This window comes from Rehaibacterium terrae, from assembly GCF_014202935.1.
Taxonomy (GTDB): domain Bacteria; phylum Pseudomonadota; class Gammaproteobacteria; order Xanthomonadales; family Xanthomonadaceae; genus Rehaibacterium; species Rehaibacterium terrae.
The window spans coordinates 222,298-240,334 of the sequence record NZ_JACHHX010000001.1; the positions used below are offsets into that span (position 1 = coordinate 222,298).

Sequence of the window (18,037 nt, forward strand, 5' to 3'; positions counted from 1 at the left end):
GGGTGGCGGCGCCTGGCATCGTGGGACGCAGTGTCCAGAGGGAGGCGGCGGCGGCGCGCTGGACAGGTCAGCCCGTGCCGGGCACGGCGCAGGCCGGAGGCGCGACGGGCTGCCGTGGGCACCGAAGCTTCGCGATTGCGACGGCCGTCACGGGATCCGGGCCCCGGCGCTTGGAAATCCCGGCGCTGGCACCGATAAGTAATCTGCAGGGCGGGCCGATCCGTGGTCCGCCCGCGTGATGCGGGGTGCGCAGCGGCATGTCGAATTCGTCGTATGTCGGGACATGGCACGCGCCAGGGCGGTCCGACGGGGAGCCCGGGCCGGCATGAGCGGGCTTCCGCCATCGATGCTGCGGCTGGAGTGGCGGGAGGCCGAGGGCAAGCTGGTTGCCCATTTCGCGCCAGAGCAGGGCGCGACGGCCCGCGAACGGATCGATCGCGGATGCCTGCACGAGGCCATTGCCGACGGTGGTTGGGGGGCACTGTACCGCCTCGACGGTGCCATGGACGAGTTCGTGCGGCGGGTGGCGGCGGGCCAGCCATTCGCGCTGGAGGTGGCCGAGCGGCGCGATGGCCGGCTGGAGATCGTGCTGGCGACGGACGCGATGACCGCCTGGCTGTCGCTGGAGCCGCCCTTCGGCGGCGCGCCGGTGACCCGTGCTCAGGTCGACGCGGCATTGGCCGCGCAGGGCGTGGTCGTGGGCATCCTGGAGGGCGAGATCGAGCGCGCGCTGGCCGCCGGCATCGTCGAGCGGTTGCCGATCGCGCGCGGCCGGCCGCCCGAACCCGGCGTGCCGGCGCGTTTCCAGAGCCTGATTCCGGACATCCGTCGGCGCGGCCCGCGGGTGGACGAGTGGGGTGTGGTCGACTACCGGGAGCTGGGCGGTCTGGTGGTGGTGAAGGCCGGCGATGCGCTGATGCGGCGCAGCCCGGCCATTCCCGGGCGCAGTGGCGAGGACGTGCGGGGCGGGGTGATCCCCGCCGACGGTGTCGTCGACACGCCGTACGCCCCCGACCTGCGTGGCGCTTCGCCCTCGCCCGACGACCCGGACCTGCTGATCGCCGACATCACCGGCCAGCCGCTGCTGCGGCCGGACGGCGTGGACGTCGAGCCGACCATCACGCTGCCGGCGGTGGATCTGTCCACGGGCAACATCGATTTCGACGGCTCGGTGAACGTGACGGGCGACGTCATCGCCGGCATGCGCATCCGTGCCAGCGGCGACGTGGTGGTCGGCGGTACGGTGGAGGCGGCGCAGATCGAGGCCGGTGGCAGCATCGTAGTGCGGGCCGGGGTGATCGGCTGCCTGGATCCGCGCGGAGCCTTGCAACCGGCGAGGCTGAAGGCGAAGGGTCCGATCGGCCTGCAGTTCTGCGAGAACGCGGTCATCGAAGCCGGCGACGATATCGCGATCGGCGAGTTCGCCGTGCACAGCGAGCTGACCGCGCCCAACTGCATCGTCATCGGCAAGCCGGGTGCGCGCCGCAGCCAGCTGATCGGCGGCATGGCGCGGGCCGGCGCGGCGCTGTCGGTGGGCAGGCTGGGCTCGCAGGCCGGCGTGCGCACCTGCCTGCTGGTCGGCTACCACCCGCAGGTGTATTCGGAGCTGGCTGCCGTCCTGGAAGCGCTGACGCGCAACCGCGCGCAGCAGGACGACCTGCGCAAGGTCATCGCCCTGACCCGCGACGACGATCGTGCCGCGCGTCGCGCGGCCAAGGAACGGGCCGAGCGCACGCTGGCAGCCGCCGAGCAGGCGCGGGAAGCACTGGAGGCCCGGCACGCCGAGTTGCAGGCGATGCTGACGCTGGCGGCGAACGCCCATGTCGCGGTGGGCGAGGCAGTGTATCCCAATGTCGAGGTCCAGCTTGGCCATGCGGTATGGCGGTCGGCAGACTCCCACGGCCCCGGCACGCTGCGGCTGCAGGACGACGCGGTGGTGCTGACAGCTTCCCGGCCGGGTGCTTGAGCCGCACGCCCGGGGAGGAGCCGTCAGCGCGCCATTGCGCCCGGCCTGATCGAGGTCAGTGAGCGCGGCGTCGCGGTCGCCGGGCATGCCCGAACACCGCCGCGGGGGCGGTCCAGCCACGGGAGCGATGCGATGGAATGCAAGATCGGACTGACTGCCCCGGCGCCCGACCTCGGGGCGGTGGAAGAGCCGATTCGTGCACTGGACCGGGCAGCGCTGCACGCGCCGGGCGCAGATGGCATCAGCCTGAAGGTGGCGGCGGTACTGTCGGTGACCGAGCTGGCGGGGGCTCTGCGCCAGGCCAGGTCGGCTGTCCGGTGGCGGCGTGCCAGATCGTCCGGTTGCCTTCGGTGTGCTGCGGCGGCTGCAGCGGCTGACAGCAGGAGTAGCGCGTGCTTTCCGCGCCGGACCGGTGGAGGCCGGAGGGTGGCGTGGCCGTTGCAGGCCTCGTCGAAGCGGCGCGCACAGGGCAGCGTCCGGGCCGGTGGGGTCGGGCTCCAGCGCCGGGCGGCTGGCGCGCTCAGGCCGGCAAGCGCCAGGCGAACACCAGCGTGTCGCTGCCGTCGGCTTCCCGCCGCGTGGTCGTGCGGCGCATGCCGATCTTCTCCAGTACCCGCCGCGAGGCGGTGTTCGCCGCCGCCACGGTGGCGACGACGTGGCGCAGGCCATGGGCCGTCGCGCCGTAGCCGAGCAGGGCAGCGGCGGCCTCGGTCGCCAGTCCGCGGCCCCAGGCGCTGCGGTGCAGGGCGTACTTGAGTTCGGGCAGCGGCTGGCCGCCGGGATGCACCAGCCCGCAGAAGCCCAGGGGCCGGTCCTGGCCGCGGGCGACGACGGCGAACATGCCGTAGCCGCGCCGGGCATAGTTGGCACGGGTGAGCGCGATCCAGCGTGCGCACTGCGCGCGGTCGAGCGGACGGCCGTCGCCGACCCAGCGCATCGCCTCGGCATCGCCGTAGACGGCGTGCAGGGCGTCGAGGTCGGTGTCGTCGATACGGCGCAGTCCGAGCCGCAGCGTTTCCGGCAGGGGAGAGGTCATCGCGGCGTCCCTGAGTCCGAGCCGCGATGTTGCGCGAAGACCGCCACCGCGGGAAGCGGTCGCCGGTCGCCGGATCAGGCCGCCCGCCGGCGCGACCGCACGGGTTCGGCCAGCAGGTGGCCGTACAGGTCCTTGGGATCGTCCAGCGCCGGGATCAGGCCGATGGTCTCGCCCAGGCCCAGCTCACCGGCGCAGTCGCGCAGCAGGCGCAGGGCCGAATAGTCCTCCAGCGCGAAGCCGACCGAGTCGAACACGGTGATCTCGTCGTCGCGGCGGCGGCCCGGCGCCGCGCCGGTCAGCACCCGCCACAGCTCGGTGACGGCGAAGTCCGCCGGCATCTGCTGCAGATCGCCCTCGATGCGGGTCTGCGGCTCGAACTCGACGAACACCGACGCGCGCGCCAGCACCTCGCGATGCAGCTCGGTCTTGCCCGGGCAGTCGCCGCCGACGCCGTTGATGTGCATGCCGGGGACGAGCATGTCGGGGGTGAGGATGGTGGCGTTGGTCTTGTCGGCGGTGACGGTGGTGACGATGTCGGCGCCGCGCACCGCCCCGGCGGTGTCGGCACAGCGCAGCACGCGCAGCGCCGGGGCGGCCCCCGCCAGATGGCTGGCGAGCTTCGTCGTGGCGGCCGGGTCGACGTCGAACAGGCGCACTTCCTCGATGCCGAGCAGGTGATGGAAGGCCAGCGCCTGGAACTCGCTCTGCGCGCCGTTGCCGATCAGCGCCATCGTGCGCGCGTCCTTGCGCGCCAAGACCCGCGCCGCGAGCACCGAGGTGGCGGCGGTGCGGATGGCGGTGGTGAGGGTCAGTTCGCTGAGCAGCGTGGGCTTGCCGGTGTCCACGTCGGCGAGCACGCCGAAGGCCATCACCGTGGGCAGGCCCTCGCGGGTGTTCTTGGGGTGACCGTTGACGTACTTGAAGCTGTACTCGCGGGCATCGGACACCGGCATCAGCTCGATCACGCCCACGTCCGAATGCGAGGCCAGCCGCGCGCACTTCTCGAACTCCGGCCAGCGGCGGAAGTCGGCGTCGATGTAGTCGACCATGCGCGCAAGCACGTGCGGCAGGCCGAGCGTGGCGACGATGCGGGCGATGTCGCGGGTGGTGAGCAGGGTGGTCATCGGTGTCCTCGGACGCATGGGGGCGCGGGCGGTTGCGCCGTCGATTCCATTGTCCGCAGGCGGCCGTCAGCGCAAAACAGCAAAAATGCGCGTAAATGGGCAGATGCGTGGCATTTCGGCAGTTGTCGATGGCAGTATGCGCAAATGGACGCCCTCGACCAGCAACTGATCGCCAAGCTGCGCCACGACGCGCGCGCCTCGATCGCCGAACTCGCCCAGGCGCTGAAGGTCTCGCGCGGCACCATCACCAATCGCATCGCCAGGCTCGAGCGCGAGGGTGTGATCGTCGGCTACACGGTGAGGCTGCGGCCCGATTCGGCGCCGGACGAGATCCGGGCCTGGACCAGCATCGCCGTCGAGGGCAACCAGCAGACGGTGATCCGCGCGCTGCTCGGCGAGCCCGGCGTGGCGGCGCTGCACGACACCAACGGCCGCTGGGACCTGCTGGCGGAACTGCGCGTGGGCAACCTGACGGAACTCTCGGCGGCGCTGGAGCGCATCCGCCGCATCAAGGGCGTCAGCGCCACCGAGACCAGCATCCATCTGCAGACGCTGCGCGCTTGAATGCCGCGGCGGCTCACTCGGCCGCGGCGCGCAGTGCGGCCAGGTCCGGCTTCTTCATCGACAGCAGCGCCTGCATGACCTTGCCGGCCTTGCCCGAGTCTCCCCGACCGAGCAGCGCCGGCAGCTCGCGCGGAACGATCTGCCACGACAGCCCGTAGCGGTCCTTCAGCCAGCCGCACTGTTGCGCGCGCGGGTCGCCGCCTTCGGACAAACGATCCCAGTAGCGATCGATCTCTTCCTGCGTATCGCAATGGACGACGAACGACACCGCCTCGGTGAACGCGAAATGTGGTCCACCGTTGAGTGCGGTGAAACGCTGGCCGTCGAGCTCGAAATCGACCGTCATCGCCGCCCCCTCCGGCCGCCCGGAAGCCTGCGCGCTGGCCTGGTCGTAGCGGGCGACACTGCGGATGCGCGAGTTGTCGAAGATCGAAACGTAGAACTCCGCGGCCTCTTCGGCCTGGGCGTCGAACCAGAGGAAGGGCGTGATGCGCTGGAAGCGGGTGGCCATGTCGTTCTCCGGGCGTGGGGGATGGCACGGTGCCGGCGCGAGTGCGGCATTCGTGTGTACGACGAACCGGAGCGGCGGAAATCGACAGCGGTGCAGCTACTCGCTGGCCTCGCCGCCGTCGCGCGCGGCCAGCGCGACGGCCGACACCGGTCCCAGCCATCGGTCGGTCCAGTCGAGCAGCTCGCGCACGACCTCGGTGTAGCCGGGTGGCAGGTGGCCCCACGGCAACGCCACGTGGCGCTTGTACGCGTCGGGCGTGCCGAGCAGCTCGAAGAATGGCCTCTGCGACTGCTCATAGGGGAAATTGAAATCGTCGCGGCCCGAGATCAGGAGTACCGGAAGAGTGACCCGCGGCAGGTAGTTGTGCAGCGCCACTTCCGGCGGCAGCGGCGCGGCGCTGAGCCCGGCCGACATGATCATCGCCATCCGGAAGCGATCCTCGACGGCGAGCACGAACGGCGCGCGCCAGCCTCCGTAGCTCAGGCCGTGGAAGGCGAGCCGGTCGTTGTCGATGTCGTCGCGGCTGGCGAGGTAGTCCAGCGTGCGGCGAAGATCCTTGACCTGCTGCACCAGCAGGCTGCGCGCGGCGAGCGGTCCCGGCGGCATCTGCACGCGCCGCTCGAACGTGCCGCGATAGACCGGGTACGCCACCGCGCGGCCGCTGCGCAGAAACGGCTCGACCTGCAGCAGGCCGGCCTCGCGGCTGTCGGCCAGCATCAGCGCGTCGCCGCCCGGAAAATGGACGACGGTCTGGTACGGCGGCTGGCTGCGCCGGGGCAGGAGCAGCTGCAGGATGACGCGCTCGCCCGGATAGCCGGCACTGAAGCTCACCCGCTCGCGCCGCCAGGCATGGTGGCTGTCGTCGATTTCCTCGACCACGGCGTCCAGCGGCGCCGGGTCGTAGTCGAACATGCGGGCGAAGTGACCGAAGGTGATGTCGTCGACCGGCGGCGCGAGTTCCCGGGTCGGGAACAGCACTTCGGCGAGCAGGCCCTCGTCGACGGGGGTGGCCTGCTTCACCAGCCGGAAGCCGAAGCCCGGGCGGCGTTCGAGTGCGGGCTGGGCGTCGAAATCGCGGAACTGGTAGGCGTTGTCGGCCCAGCCGCCGCCGAGGATGTGGCGACGCTCGCCGGCGGGGTTGGCGCACCATTCGGCGACGTTGCCGGCCATGTCGTAGGTGCCGTACGGGCCGAGGCCGCCGAGGCTGCCGCGCGGCACGGTACCGCGGCCGGCGAAGTTGCTGGCGGCGAGGATGTCGGAAAAGTTCGCCACCTGCGCGATACCCAGGCCGGCGGCGCGCCACCAGTGGAACACCGTCGGCAGCGATTTGCCGGCCCACTCGGCGTAGGCGGCGGCCTCGTACCAGCTCACGCCGGCGACCGGATGGTCGCCTTCGCCTTCGGGAAAGGTGCCGAGCGCCCAAGTGGCCGGACCGGGCAGGCCGGTGCTGTCGACCAGGCGGGCGATCAGCTCCTCCCACGCCAGCTCGCGGCCGTCCTCGATCGCCGGATGGCGCCAGAATTCCGGGCGCCGGTAGCCGCCATCCTCGACGAAGCGCAGATAGTCGCGGTTGCTGACTTCGTGGCGGTCGATCCAGAAATCCGGCAGTTCGGCGGGGACGAGCAGGTAGCGCACCGGCCCGGCGGGGACGAACACCATGTCCTCGGGCGCCTCGTCCGCGGCGTGCAGGCGGAAGGCATCAGGGGCGGGCAACACGCTCGGCGCGACCTCGATCGGCGCATGGTCCGCCAAGTCGACCCGGAAGCGCAGCATGGTCAGCGGCAGGCGTACGTCGTGCAGCGGCGTGCGGCCCAGCGCGAGCCAGTCGGCTTCGTCGCGGTAGCCGCGCACGGCGACCGTCGCGCCCTCCGGTTCGCTGGTCAGCGTGACCGGCAGGCTGACATCGAGCCAGAGCTGCTCCAGTACCGGATCGTCCGGCGCACGCTGGCGCGCGGCATGGGCCAGGCGCCAGGCGGCGACCAGGTCGGTTTCGATCAGGCGACGGATCTCCGGGATCGTCTCCACGTGCAGCCAGCGCCAATGCGCGTCACGTTGCCACCAGTGCGCGGACGACAGCAAGGCCGCGATGACGATGCCCACCACTGCGGGCAATCGCCAGCGCGGCCGTTGTGCCGTCGGTTCCGATATCCCCGGCGTCGTGCCGGCCGCCGCGGATGGCGTCCCGGGGTCGATCCGTTCCACCGCGCAGACCATCCGGTAGCCGCGCCGATGCAGGGTCTCGATGTAGCGCGGGGCGTGCGCGTCGTCGCCGAGTGCGTGGCGCAGCTCGCTGATGGTCTGCGGCAGCACGTTGGGCGACAGCGCGTCGTGGCCCCAGACGGCGTCGAGCAGGGTGTCGCGGTCGAGCAGTTCGGGGGCGTGCTCGAGCAGTACCTCAGCCAGTCGGAACGCCTGCCGGCGCAGCGCGACCGGACCCTCCGGTCCGGTCAGGCTGCCGGTCCGTGGATCGAGGACGAAATCGCCGAAGCGAAAGGCCATGCGGCCAAGGCTGGCACGTCGGTCGCCGCCGGGCAACTCGCCGGACCATGCCAAGCGCCTGATCCGGAGCGGAATTTGATGACTTCTTGAGGATTCGCGGAAGTCTCGCGGCAGCCCGCCGCGCAGCATCGGGAGCGGGCCTGCTCCGCCCGACCGACATTCCTCGACAGGGAGAACGACATGAAATCCGCCATCGACAATCCGACCCGTGCACCAGCCTGCCGGCCGTCAACGAAGTTCGCGTCCGTGCTGTGCTGCCTGTTCGGCGGCGCGCTGGCCGCCGGCGCGGCTGGCGCCCATTCCAGCGGGAGCGATGCGTTGCCCAAACACTGCGGTGTGGTTGCCGCAGCCAAGCCGGGCGGCTCCCTGCCGCCGGCGTGCCGGCAGGACGAAGTCGCCAGGCAGCTCGACATGCTGCGTCGCGCCGTCTCGCCGTTCTTCAGCTTCGACACGGCCGTGGCCGCCGGCTGGGATGTTCCGCTGAGCGGCTGCGTCGAGTCGCCGATGGGCGGCATGGGCTATCACTACGGCAAGCTCGACCAGCTCGGCAACGGCACGCTTTCGCTGCTGCGGCCCGAAGCGCTGCTGTATGCGCCCACCGCCGACGGCTCGATGGAGTTCCTCGGCGTCGAATACATCATCCCGGCGCCGCTGTGGCCGCACGCCGAACCGCCGCAGTTCCTCGGCCAGCACCTGCACTACAACCCGCACCAGGACATATGGGCGCTGCACGTGTGGGTCGGCCGCGACAACCCCAGCGGCATCTTCGCCGACTGGAATCCGGAAGTGACCTGCGAGTTCGCACAGTAACCCGGCAGGCACCGCGCTCCTGCCCGCGCGCAGCGCGGGCCGGGCGGGGCGGGGGACGGGGGTTGTCGACCCGTCCCCTTTCCTTGTCGGAGCGCCGCGAACGCACGCAGCGGCAGCCGCCGCTACCCCAACACCGCTGCCGTGTCGGTGAGCGTCGCGTGGGTGAAATCTGTGGCGCAGTGAAAACTGGTCGAATCGGTGGTGGACACCCCGCAGACCGCGACGGCGGTATTCCGCCTGGCCGGTGCCGGCAAGATTCGCTTCCAGACCCAGGCCGGCGGCAGCTTCGACGAGCAGTGGCCGTACGGCGAATGGCTGGAGCCGGAAGGCGCCGACAACGCCGCCCTGTTCGACGTGTGGGCGGTGACGGATCGATTTCTGCGTGTTTCCCCCCTGCGCGCCGGCTGCGCTAGGCTTTGCGCCCCGTGTGGCATGACGAAAGCGCGATGGCGGACAAGCAGTCGAGCGGTTGGCGGCATTGGCTGGATGTGTTGGCGCGACGCCTGCACGGCCGTCGCACGGACGACGCGCCGCCGCACCTGCGCAAGCCCTTCATCCGCCGCGGTTGGCGCTACACCTCGCTGCAGTTCACCGCCGGCGAAGCGCAGAGCCGGATGCTCACCCGCCGGCCGGACGTGCTGCTGATCGACTACACGCGGACGATGATGGCGGCCCTGCTGTGGCAGCCGCGGCCGCGTCGGGTCGGCATGGTCGGGCTGGGCGGCGGTTCGCAGGCGAAGTTCTGCTACCGCCACCTGCCCGAGGCGCGGATCGAGGTGGTGGAGATCAATCCGCACGTGGTCGCGCTGCGGCGGGAGTTTCGTATTCCCGACGACGATGCGCGTTTCGTCGTGGTGCTGGACGACGGCGCGCGCTTCGTCGCCGCGCGGCCGGGCCGCTACGACCTGCTGCTGGTGGACGGCTACGACGAGACCGGCATTCCCGAGGCACTCTCGTCGCAACGTTTCTACGACGATTGCCGCGATGCACTGGCCGATGGCGGCGTGGCGGCGTTCAACCTGTACGGTGACGATGTCGAGCGCCATCTCGACCGCCTGCGCCGCAGCTTCGGCGAGCGGCTGCTGGTGGTCGGCGAGCGGGCGATGAGCAACCGGGTGGCGTTCGGCTGGCGCGGCGATCCGTTGCCCGCGCCCCCGTTCGGCCTGCCGACGCTGCTGGGCCGGCTGCCGGTCGGCGTGCGTGCCGAGCTGATGCCGGTGTTCGAGCGGGTTGGCGCGGCGCTGCTCGCCCAGACGGCGCAGCAGCGCTGAAGTCGCCAGTGGCCGCCGGGTTCCCGCCCGGGCGGACGCCGCGCACCCCCCCTGCGTGCGGAACGCCCGCAGGGATGGCGTTAGTCTGTAGCCACGCCCGGTCGAGGTGGAGGGGTGAGCATGACGACGGAGCAGGTCCTGATCCTCGCCATCCTGCTGGCGACGGTGGCGATGTTCCTGTGGGGACGCTGGCGCCACGACATGGTGGCGGCCGGCGCGCTGCTCGCCTGCGTACTGGCCGGGCTGGTGCAGCCCACCGAGGCTTTTGCCGGCTTCGGTCACCCGGCGGTGATCACGGTGGCCTGCGTGCTGGTGCTCAGCCGCGGCCTGCAGACTTCGGGAGCTGTGGATGCGGTCACCCGGGTCGTGCTGCCGTCGAAAGCCGGGCCGACCGTGAGCATCGCCGCGCTGACGGCGCTGGCCGCCGTGCTCTCGGCGTTCATGAACAACGTCGGCGCGCTGGCGCTGCTGATGCCGGTGGCGATCCAGGTTGCCAAGCGCCAGCAGATGCCGCCGGGCCAGGTGCTGATGCCGCTGGCCTTCGGCTCGATCCTGGGCGGCATGACGACGCTGATCGGCACGCCGCCGAACCTGATCGTGTCCGGCTTTCGTGGCCAGACCGGTGCGGACACCTTCGCGATGTTCGATTTCGCCCCGGTCGGTGTCGTCGTCGCGGCGGTCGGCGTCGCCTTCGTCGCACTGATCGGCTGGCGGCTGGTGCCGGCGCGCAGGCAGGGGGGTGTCGACAGCTTCGACGCCGGCGCCTACCTCACCGAGGCGCGAGTGCCCGAGGGCAGCAAGGCGGCTGGTCGCTCGCTGCGCGAGATCGAGGCGCTCCTGGAGGAAACCGGGGCCCAGGTGGTGGGCCTGGTGCGCAACGATGTTCGGGTGACCGCGCCCAACCCCGGGCGGCGCGTGCGTGTCGGAGACATCCTGGTGATCGAGGCCGAGGCCGATGCGCTGGCCAACACGCTCTCCGCTCTCGGCCTGCGGCTGGAGGAGGCCAAGGAGGTCGGAACCGGCAAGGATGACTCCGTGGGCGATGGCGGCGCCGGGCATCATGCACCGGCCGATACGGATGCCGAGAAGCGTGAGGATGCGGATGGAGTCGGGGCGGACGGGGAGGCCGCGGCCGCGGGCGACGACATCGTGCTGATCGAACTGGCCGTGCTGCCGGGATCGGCGCTGACCGGGCGCTCGGCCAGCGACATCCTCCTGCGCACCCGGTACGGCATCAACCTGCTGGCGCTGTCGCGGCAGGGGCAGCGTTCGCTGGCGCGGCTGCGTTCGCTCACGTTCCAGGCCGGCGACCTGCTGCTGATGCAGGGGCCGTCCGAGGCCGTCGCCGAATTCGCCTCCAATTACGGCTGCGTGCCGCTCGCCGAACGCGAACTGCGCATTCCCGACCGCCGCCGCGCGCTGACCGCCGGTGCCATCATGGCTGTCGCGGTCGGCGGCGCGGCGTTCGGGCTGGTGCCGGCGGCAGTGTCATTCGCGGCGGGCGTGCTGGCTTCGATGGCCCTGCGCACGGTGCCGCCGCGCGCGGTCTACGAGGCGATCGACTGGCCGGTGATCGTGCTGCTGGCTGCGCTGATCCCGGTGGCCGGCGCCATGGAGAGTACCGGCACGGCCGACCTGGTCGCCCGCGTGCTGATCGAAAACGTGGCCCACGGCCACGCGATTTTCAGTCTGGCGCTGATCCTGGTCGTCACCATGACACTGTCGGACCTGATGAACAACGCCGCCACCGCGGCGGTGATGTGTCCGATCGCGATCGGCACCGCCGGCCAGCTCGGGGTGAGCGCCGACCCGTTCCTGATGGCGGTGGCGGTGGGCGCGTCCTGCGCCTTCCTGACCCCGATCGGGCACCAGAACAACACGTTGATTCTCGGCCCGGGCGGCTTCCGCTTCGGCGACTACTGGCCGCTCGGCCTGCCGTTGGAGATCCTGGTGATCGCCGTCGGCCTGCCGATGCTGCTCGTGGTGTGGCCGCTGTGAGCGCCGCGGAAACGAAAAACCCGCGCGGGTGCGCGGGTTCTCGCGATGCTCGCTGGTGCCGGCGGAGAGACTCGAACTCTCACGATGTCGCCATCGGCGGATTTTGAGTCCGCTGCGTCTACCGATTCCGCCACGCCGGCAGCGGGGGCGAAGTATAGCCCAGGCGGGCTGGGGGCTGGGGGGCTTGCCGTCGTCCTGGCCCTTCGACGAGCTCAGGGCAGGCCGGGCTTCGCCCGAGCCGGAATCCGTCTCTGCCGCAGCCGAAGCGCAGGGTCGGCATGGACCCCGGCTTGTGCCGGGATGACGATGTGCCGACAGCTTTTTCCCGAGTCCCCGTCCCCGCCCTCAGTCCAGTTTGTCCAGGCACAGCTGCCGCGTGGCGCGGGCGTAGCGGTCTTGGCCGAGCGGCTGGAAGACCGAGCAGCAGGTCATCTGGCGCTGGTAGATGTGCAGCGACACCGCGACCGCGTCGTCGCTGGGATTACGGATGGTGTGGTACTCGTGCGGCGGGATCAGGCTGCCGGCCGAGCCGGGGCCGGCGGTGAGCGTGCCGACCGGGCGGAAGCGGCAGCACTCCTCGGCGGCGGCGAGGCATTCGTACTGGGTGATCTCTAGCTGACCATGCCAGACGCCCTCGACGCACCACATGCCGGCGTGGTCGTGGATCGGCGTGCCCTGGCCGGGGCCCCAGGTCATCGCGACCACGCAGTAACCGTACCGATCGCTGACGTAGAGCTCGCGGCGGGCGTAGTGGTCGGGGAGGGCATCGAGCACGCAGTCGGGCAGGCGCACCTCGGGATCGCGGATCAGTCGGCACAGCGTGCTGCGCAGGGCATCGGTGACGGCCTTGTCGTCCGGGGCGGCGACGGCCGCGTCGATGGCGGCGATCAGTTTGCGGCTGCCGGGAAAATCCAGCGTGAGCATGGCGGTTCGTGTCGGGTGGGTGCGTGGATCTTACCAGCCGCCCCTGCGCGGAGGGGGGCGCAGCTCGGCGAGGAAGCCGCCGATCCGGTCGCCGAAGCGCGGGATGTCGACCAGAAACGCGTCGTGGCCCTGCGGCGAAGGCAGCGGGGCGAAGCGGCTGTCGGCGCCGCCCAGGCGCAGGCCCTCGGCGATCTCCTCCTGCTGTTGCAGCGGGAACAGGATGTCGGTTTCCACGCCGATCGCGAGCGATTTTTCGAGTGCGATCCGTGAGAGTGCCTGCAGCACTTCGTCCGGGCCGCGCGCGGGGGCGTACTCGGCCACGTCGAACCAGTCCATCGAGCGGCTGAGGTACAGGTAGCAGTTGGGGTCGAACTGGCGCACGAAGCGGCGCGCGTGCCCTTCGAGATAGCTCTCGACTTCGAATTCGAGGCCGAACGGATCGTCGCCGTCGCGGCGGTCGCTGTCCAGCCGCACCCGGCCGAAGCGGCCGGACCACTCCAGCGCCGAGCGGTAGGTGACCACGCCGAGCTTGCGCGCCATGCGCATGCCGTTTTCCGGGTAGTGGGTGTCGTCGTAGCGGCCCTGGTTCCAGTTTGGGTCGAGCCGGATCGCCTCTCGCTGCAGCGAGCGGATCGCGATCGAGAACGGCAGCGCGCGGGCGCTGCCGGAGACGTTGATGTGGCTGCGTGCGCTGCCGGGGTGCAGCAGCAGGTAGGCGAGTGCGGTCATGCCGCCCATCGAGCAGCCGATCAGACAGGCCAGGCGCTCGATTCCCAGCCCCCGCACGACCTCGTGGGCGGCATTGGCGCCGTCCTCGATGGACAGCTTGGGGAAGTCGAGCCGGTAGGGTTCGCCGCTGGCCGGGTCGATGGAGGCAGGGCCGGTCGAGCCCTTGCAGCTGCCCAGCGAGTTGACGCAGACCACGAACCAGTGGTCGGTGTCGATCGGTTTGCCGGGACCGAGCATCTCCTCCCACCAGCCCGGCGCCGGGTTGCCGGCGTTGGCCGCGGCGTGGGCGTTCGGCGACAGGCCGGTGAGAATCAGAATGGCATTGTCGCGTGCGGCGTTCAGCTCACCCCAGGTCTCGTAGGCCATGCGCGCGCCGTGCAGGGCGCCGCCGCGTTTCATCGGGAACGGCGAGGGCAGGGCATGGAAGCGGGTGCCGGGCGGGATGTATTCGGTCATCGTCGGGTGGCGGCGCACAAAACGGACAAAGCTTAAAGCACGCACGGAGCGGAAAGAGAACAGTGGAGGAAGCGGAGGGATTCGAAATCAGCCCCTCCATTGTCTCCGCTGTTCTCGGTTGCTCTCCGTGCGTGCCGTGGCTCTTGCGCCCGGGCTGCGGCAGGTGCGTGCGCTTACTCGACGACGCGCTCGATCCGCAGTGTGTGGCTCGTCCCTTCGGCAAGTGTCACGTCCAGCGGCGCGGATTCGAGGTCGCCGGGGCGGGCGGCGGCATCGCCCGAATGTGAAACACGGGCGATCAGGCGCACTGTCGCCTGATCGGACAGCTTGAGCGTGGGCATCGGGCTGTCGTCGTCGCCCAGGCTCACCTGCAGCGGGAAACCGGTGGCGGGCAGGCGCTTGACCGCCAGCGGCATGTTCGCGCCGTCCGTCTGGCGGGCCATCACGTACAGCGTGTCGCCCGGCCGCAGGTGGCCGCGCAGGGCCGGGTCGAGATCGACGGTGACGGTGAGCACGGCGGCGGGTGCGGCGTCCTCGATGGCCGGCAGGCCCGCCTGCTGGCGGACCTCGTTGATCTGCGCGATCAGCACCGGGCGGGTCTGCCCGGACACCAGCGGCAGCAGGCGCTCCCAGGTCTCGGCTGCCTCGACCGGACGCCCGTGCTGCACGTGATGGATGCCGAGGAACCACAGTGCGCGCTGTTGCTGCGGGTCGGCGGCGAGGGCGCGTTCGAGCAGCGCGAGCGCTTCGCCATCGATCATGCGGGTCGTGCTGGCGAGGGTCATGGCCTCGGCGTACTCGACCATCAGATCGGCATCGTCGGGTGCCAGCGCGTGGGCGCGGGCGAAGGCCTCGCGGGCCTCGGCGAAGCGCTCCTGCGCCTTGCGGCTGCGGCCGAGCAGGGCCCAACCCTGCTGGTCCCCGGGGTTGTCGGCCAGGTGTGCGGCGAGGCGGTCGATGGCCTCCTCCAGCGATGGAGCGATCTGGGCATGTGGTTGCAACGCGGCCGGCGTGCCGTAGCCCAGGTACAGGCCGACGCCAGCAGCCGGCACCAGCAGTGCCAGTGCGATCGCCAGCGGGCGCGCATCGCGCCACAGCGGCGGCAGCAGGAAGGCCAGCGTCAGCACGGTCAGCGCGATCGCGCCCAGGACGAATCCGGTCATCGGGTCACCACTCCTGTTCGTCGTCGGCCGGGGTCGGCGGCGGCAATTGCTTCGCGCGTCGGCGGACGATGGCCGTGACCGCGACGATGCCGCCGAGCAGCACCAGCGCCGGGCCGAACCACAGCAGCCAGGTGGCCGGCGTCACCGGTGGCTTGTAGAGCACGAATTCGCTGTAGCGTTCGACCAGAAAGCGCTTGATCTCCTCGTCGCTCTTGCCCTCGCGCATCAGCGTGAGCACCTGCCTGCGCAAGTCCTGGGCGATTTGCGCGTTGGAGTCGGCCAGCGACTGGTTCTGGCACATCACGCAGCGCAGTTCGTGGGCGAGTGCCCGGAAGCGCGCCTCTTCGGCGGCATCGCGGAAGTCGAACGGGTCGAGCGCCACGGCCGTGGTGGAGCAGGCGAGCAGCAGGGCGAGCAGGAGGCGGCGGATCACAGCGCGACTCCCAGTTCGGCCAGCCGGGGCTTGAGCTGCGACTCGATCACGGCCGGCGTGATCGGGCCGATGTACTTCCAGCGCACGATGCCCTCGGCATCGACCAGGAAGGTTTCCGGCGCGCCGTACACACCCCAGTCGATGGCGGTGCCGCCTTCCTCGTCCACCACGATCAGGTGGTAGGGGTCGCCGAACTGCTGCAGCCAGCGCAGGGCGTCCTGGCGCTCGTCCTTCCAGTTGAAGCCCACCACCCGGATCTTGCTGCTACGGGCCAAGGCTTCGATGTACGGGTGCTCGTCGCGGCAGGCCGGGCACCAGCTGCCCCAGACGTTGAGCAGGAACGGCTCGCCGCGCAGCTCGTCCATCGTCACCATGCGCTCGGGCTGGTGCAGCAGGTGCAGCGCGAAGCCCGGCGCCGGCTTGCCGATCAGCGGCGAAGGGATGGCTTCGCGGTTCTCGCGTCCGCTCATCAGCACGCCGGCGAACAGCAGCGCGCCGAGCGCGAGGAATACAAGGAACGGCCACAGGCGGCTCAAGCTCATGCGCTGTCCTCCTTCGGCGCGCGGCGGAAGCGGCGGTCGGCGGCGGCGACGAAGCCGCCCAGCGCCATCAGCAGCGCGCCCAGCCAGATCCAGCGGATCATCGGCTTGACGTACAGGCGCATCGCCCAGCTTTCGCCGGAGGGATCCAGCGGCTCGCCCAGCGCGACGTACACATCGCGCATCAGACCCCAGTCGATCGCCGCCTCGGTCATCACCTGGCCGCCGCTGGCGTAGGCGCGCTTCTCCGGCCACAGGTCGGCGACCATGCGGCCGTTGCGGGTGACCACGACATGGCCGCGGTCGGCGAGGTAGTTGGGGCCGGGCACCTGCTCGACGCCGAGGAAGCGGAAGTCGTAACCGCGCGCGGACACCGTCTGGCCCGGTGTCACCGCCACGTCGGTTTCGAGCTTGGTGCTCTCGACCACCAGCACGCCGGCCACGAACAGGCCGATGCCGAAGTGGGCCAGCGTCATGCCGAGCATCTCGGCGGTGAAGCGGCCGTTGGCGGTACGCAGGCGCTGCCAGACGAAGCGCAGCGTGCCGCCCAGCACCCAGGCCGCGCCGAGGATGCCGAAGGCGGTCTTGGCGCTGCCCTCGGGCCAGGCGAAGAAGGCGATCACGCCCAACATCAGCGCCAGCCCGGCCCACGGTGCGAGCATGCGCAGCGGTTTGTCGGGCTGCTCGCGCTGCCAGCGGGTGAGCGGGCCGAACGGCACCAGCATCACCAGTGGCGCCATCAGTACGGTGAACAGCAGGCCGAAGTAGGGTGGGCCGACCGAGAACTTGCCCAGGTCGAGCGCGTCGGCGAACAGCGGGAACAGGGTGCCGATCAGCACCATCGCGCAGGCGGCGGTCAGCAGCAGGTTGTTGACCAGCAGCAGCGTTTCGCGCGAGCTGGCGGCGAACGGGGCGCCGGTGTCGTCGCGTGGCGCGCGCAGGGCGTACAGCAGCAGCGAGCCGCCGACCACGAAACCGAGGAACAGCAGGATGAACATGCCGCGCTCGGGGTCCGAGGCGAAGGCATGCACCGAAGTCAGCACGCCCGAGCGCACCAGGAAGGTGCCGAGCAGCGAGAGCGAGAACGCCGCGATGGCCAGCAGCAGCGTCCAGCCGCGGAACGAGCCGCGTTTTTCGGTCACCGCCTGCGAGTGGATCAGCGCCGCGCCGGCCAGCCAGGGCATGAAGCTGGCGTTCTCTACCGGGTCCCAGAACCACCAGCCGCCCCAGCCCAGTTCGTAGTAGGCCCACCACGAGCCGAGCGCGATGCCGAGAGTGAGAAAGCCCCAGGCGACGTTGGTCCACGGCCGCGACCAGCGCACCCAGCGCGCGTCCACCTTGCCGTCGATCAGCGCGGCGATGGCAAAGGCGAAGGCCACCGCGAAGCCGACATAGCCCATGTACAGCATCGGCGGATGGAAGATCAGCCCCGGATCCTGCAGCAGCGGATTGAGGTCGCGGCCTTCCGGTGCGGCCGGCAGCAGGCGTTCGAACGGGTTGGAGGTCAGGATGGTGAACAGCAGGAAGCCGATGCTGACCACGCCCATGATGCCGAGCACGCGCGCCACCACCGGCAGCGGCAGGCTGCGGCTGAAATGGGCGACCGCGGCGCTCCAGCCCGCCAGGATCAGCACCCACAGCAGCAGCGAACCCTCGTGCGCGCCCCACACCGCCGAGAAGCGGTACTGCATCGGCAGCAGGCTGTTGGAGTTGTGGGCGACGTAGGCCACCGAGAAGTCCTGGGCGATGAAGGCCCAGGTCAGCAGCGCGAAGCTGATCGCCAGCAGCACGAACTGGCCCCAGGCGGCCGGGCGCGCGACCCGCATCAATCCCTCGTGCCCGCGCTGGGCGCCGGCCAGCGGCAGGATGGTCTGGGCGAAGGCGACGACCAGGGCGAGGATGAGGGCGAATTGGCCGAGTTCAGGGAGCATGGGATGGTTTCACGCGGCGGTCGTCATCGGGTCGATTGCGGAAGCGTCGGAAGCCGCGACTGCCGGGCTCGCGGGCATCGGCC

General features: G+C 70.8%; 15 protein-coding genes and 1 tRNA gene. 5 read left to right on the forward strand and 11 right to left on the reverse strand.

The window, feature by feature from the left end; translation table 11 throughout:
- The first annotated feature begins 325 nt into the window (after positions 1–325).
- Positions 326–1,966 (forward strand): flagellar assembly protein A, encoded by a 1,641-nt coding sequence (locus HNQ58_RS00950; protein ID WP_183946907.1) that lies wholly within the window; start codon positions 326–328, stop codon positions 1,964–1,966.
- Positions 1,967–2,486: 520 nt separating this feature from the next.
- On the opposite strand, the gene HNQ58_RS00955 is transcribed toward HNQ58_RS00950, so the two are convergent.
- Together HNQ58_RS00955 and HNQ58_RS00960 are read right to left on the reverse strand one after the other, a co-directional pair.
- Positions 2,487–3,002 (reverse strand): GNAT family N-acetyltransferase, encoded by a 516-nt coding sequence (locus HNQ58_RS00955; RefSeq protein WP_183946908.1) that lies wholly within the window; start codon positions 3,000–3,002, stop codon positions 2,487–2,489.
- A 74-nt stretch (positions 3,003–3,076) separates the two neighbouring features.
- Entirely contained in the window at positions 3,077–4,126 is a 1,050-nt protein-coding gene (locus tag HNQ58_RS00960; RefSeq protein WP_183946909.1) for an ornithine cyclodeaminase, read from the reverse strand.
- A 144-nt stretch (positions 4,127–4,270) separates the two neighbouring features.
- On the opposite strand from HNQ58_RS00960, the gene HNQ58_RS00965 reads away from it, so the two are divergent.
- Positions 4,271–4,690 carry an Lrp/AsnC family transcriptional regulator gene (locus HNQ58_RS00965; protein ID WP_183946910.1) on the forward strand — a complete coding sequence of 140 codons (420 nt, stop codon included), beginning with the start codon at positions 4,271–4,273 and terminating at the stop codon, positions 4,688–4,690.
- 13 nt (positions 4,691–4,703) lie between these two features.
- Here the strand turns inward: HNQ58_RS00965 and HNQ58_RS00970 are convergent, their stop codons facing one another.
- Together HNQ58_RS00970 and HNQ58_RS00975 are read right to left on the reverse strand one after the other, a co-directional pair.
- A complete protein-coding gene (locus HNQ58_RS00970) occupies positions 4,704–5,201 on the reverse strand; it encodes a VOC family protein (protein WP_183946911.1) in 498 nt (165 codons plus the stop codon).
- Positions 5,202–5,297: 96 nt separating this feature from the next.
- Positions 5,298–7,700, reverse strand: a complete 2,403-nt coding sequence (locus HNQ58_RS00975) for an SUMF1/EgtB/PvdO family nonheme iron enzyme (protein WP_183946912.1) — start codon at positions 7,698–7,700, stop codon at positions 5,298–5,300.
- A gap of 180 nt (positions 7,701–7,880) precedes the next feature.
- Between HNQ58_RS00975 and HNQ58_RS00980 the strand changes: the two genes are divergently transcribed.
- The 3 genes from HNQ58_RS00980 to HNQ58_RS00990 all read left to right on the forward strand — a co-directional run bounded on the left by HNQ58_RS00980 (position 7,881) and on the right by HNQ58_RS00990 (position 11,779).
- Entirely contained in the window at positions 7,881–8,510 is a 630-nt protein-coding gene (locus HNQ58_RS00980) for a hypothetical protein (RefSeq protein WP_183946913.1), read from the forward strand.
- A gap of 446 nt (positions 8,511–8,956) precedes the next feature.
- The gene (locus HNQ58_RS00985) at positions 8,957–9,781 is read left to right on the forward strand and encodes a fused MFS/spermidine synthase (RefSeq protein WP_183946914.1); all 825 of its coding nucleotides are present in this window, start codon (positions 8,957–8,959) and stop codon (positions 9,779–9,781) included.
- 120 nt (positions 9,782–9,901) lie between these two features.
- Positions 9,902–11,779, forward strand: a complete 1,878-nt coding sequence (locus HNQ58_RS00990; protein WP_183946915.1) for an SLC13 family permease — start codon at positions 9,902–9,904, stop codon at positions 11,777–11,779.
- Between the two features lie 53 nt (positions 11,780–11,832).
- Here HNQ58_RS00990 and HNQ58_RS00995 read toward each other — a convergent pair.
- The 7 genes from HNQ58_RS00995 to HNQ58_RS01025 all read right to left on the reverse strand — a co-directional run bounded on the left by HNQ58_RS00995 (position 11,833) and on the right by HNQ58_RS01025 (position 17,954).
- Positions 11,833–11,919, reverse strand: a tRNA-Leu gene (locus HNQ58_RS00995).
- Between the two features lie 205 nt (positions 11,920–12,124).
- Complete coding sequence (locus tag HNQ58_RS01000) at positions 12,125–12,703, reverse strand: cysteine dioxygenase family protein (RefSeq protein WP_183946916.1); 579 nt, start codon at positions 12,701–12,703, stop codon at positions 12,125–12,127.
- Between the two features lie 30 nt (positions 12,704–12,733).
- Positions 12,734–13,888, reverse strand: a complete 1,155-nt coding sequence (gene metX, locus HNQ58_RS01005) for a homoserine O-acetyltransferase MetX (RefSeq protein ID WP_183946917.1) — start codon at positions 13,886–13,888, stop codon at positions 12,734–12,736.
- 173 nt (positions 13,889–14,061) lie between these two features.
- Positions 14,062–15,051 carry a tetratricopeptide repeat protein gene (locus HNQ58_RS01010; RefSeq protein WP_183946918.1) on the reverse strand — a complete coding sequence of 330 codons (990 nt, stop codon included), beginning with the start codon at positions 15,049–15,051 and terminating at the stop codon, positions 14,062–14,064.
- Between the two features lie 4 nt (positions 15,052–15,055).
- A complete protein-coding gene (locus tag HNQ58_RS01015; protein WP_409616389.1) occupies positions 15,056–15,481 on the reverse strand; it encodes a cytochrome c-type biogenesis protein in 426 nt (141 codons plus the stop codon).
- Positions 15,481–16,026, reverse strand: a complete 546-nt coding sequence (locus HNQ58_RS01020) for a DsbE family thiol:disulfide interchange protein (RefSeq protein ID WP_183946920.1) — start codon at positions 16,024–16,026, stop codon at positions 15,481–15,483. The genes HNQ58_RS01015 and HNQ58_RS01020 overlap by 1 nt, the downstream gene beginning before the upstream one ends.
- Complete coding sequence (locus tag HNQ58_RS01025; RefSeq protein ID WP_183946921.1) at positions 16,023–17,954, reverse strand: heme lyase CcmF/NrfE family subunit; 1,932 nt, start codon at positions 17,952–17,954, stop codon at positions 16,023–16,025. The genes HNQ58_RS01020 and HNQ58_RS01025 overlap by 4 nt, the downstream gene beginning before the upstream one ends.
- Positions 17,955–18,037 lie beyond the last annotated feature (83 nt).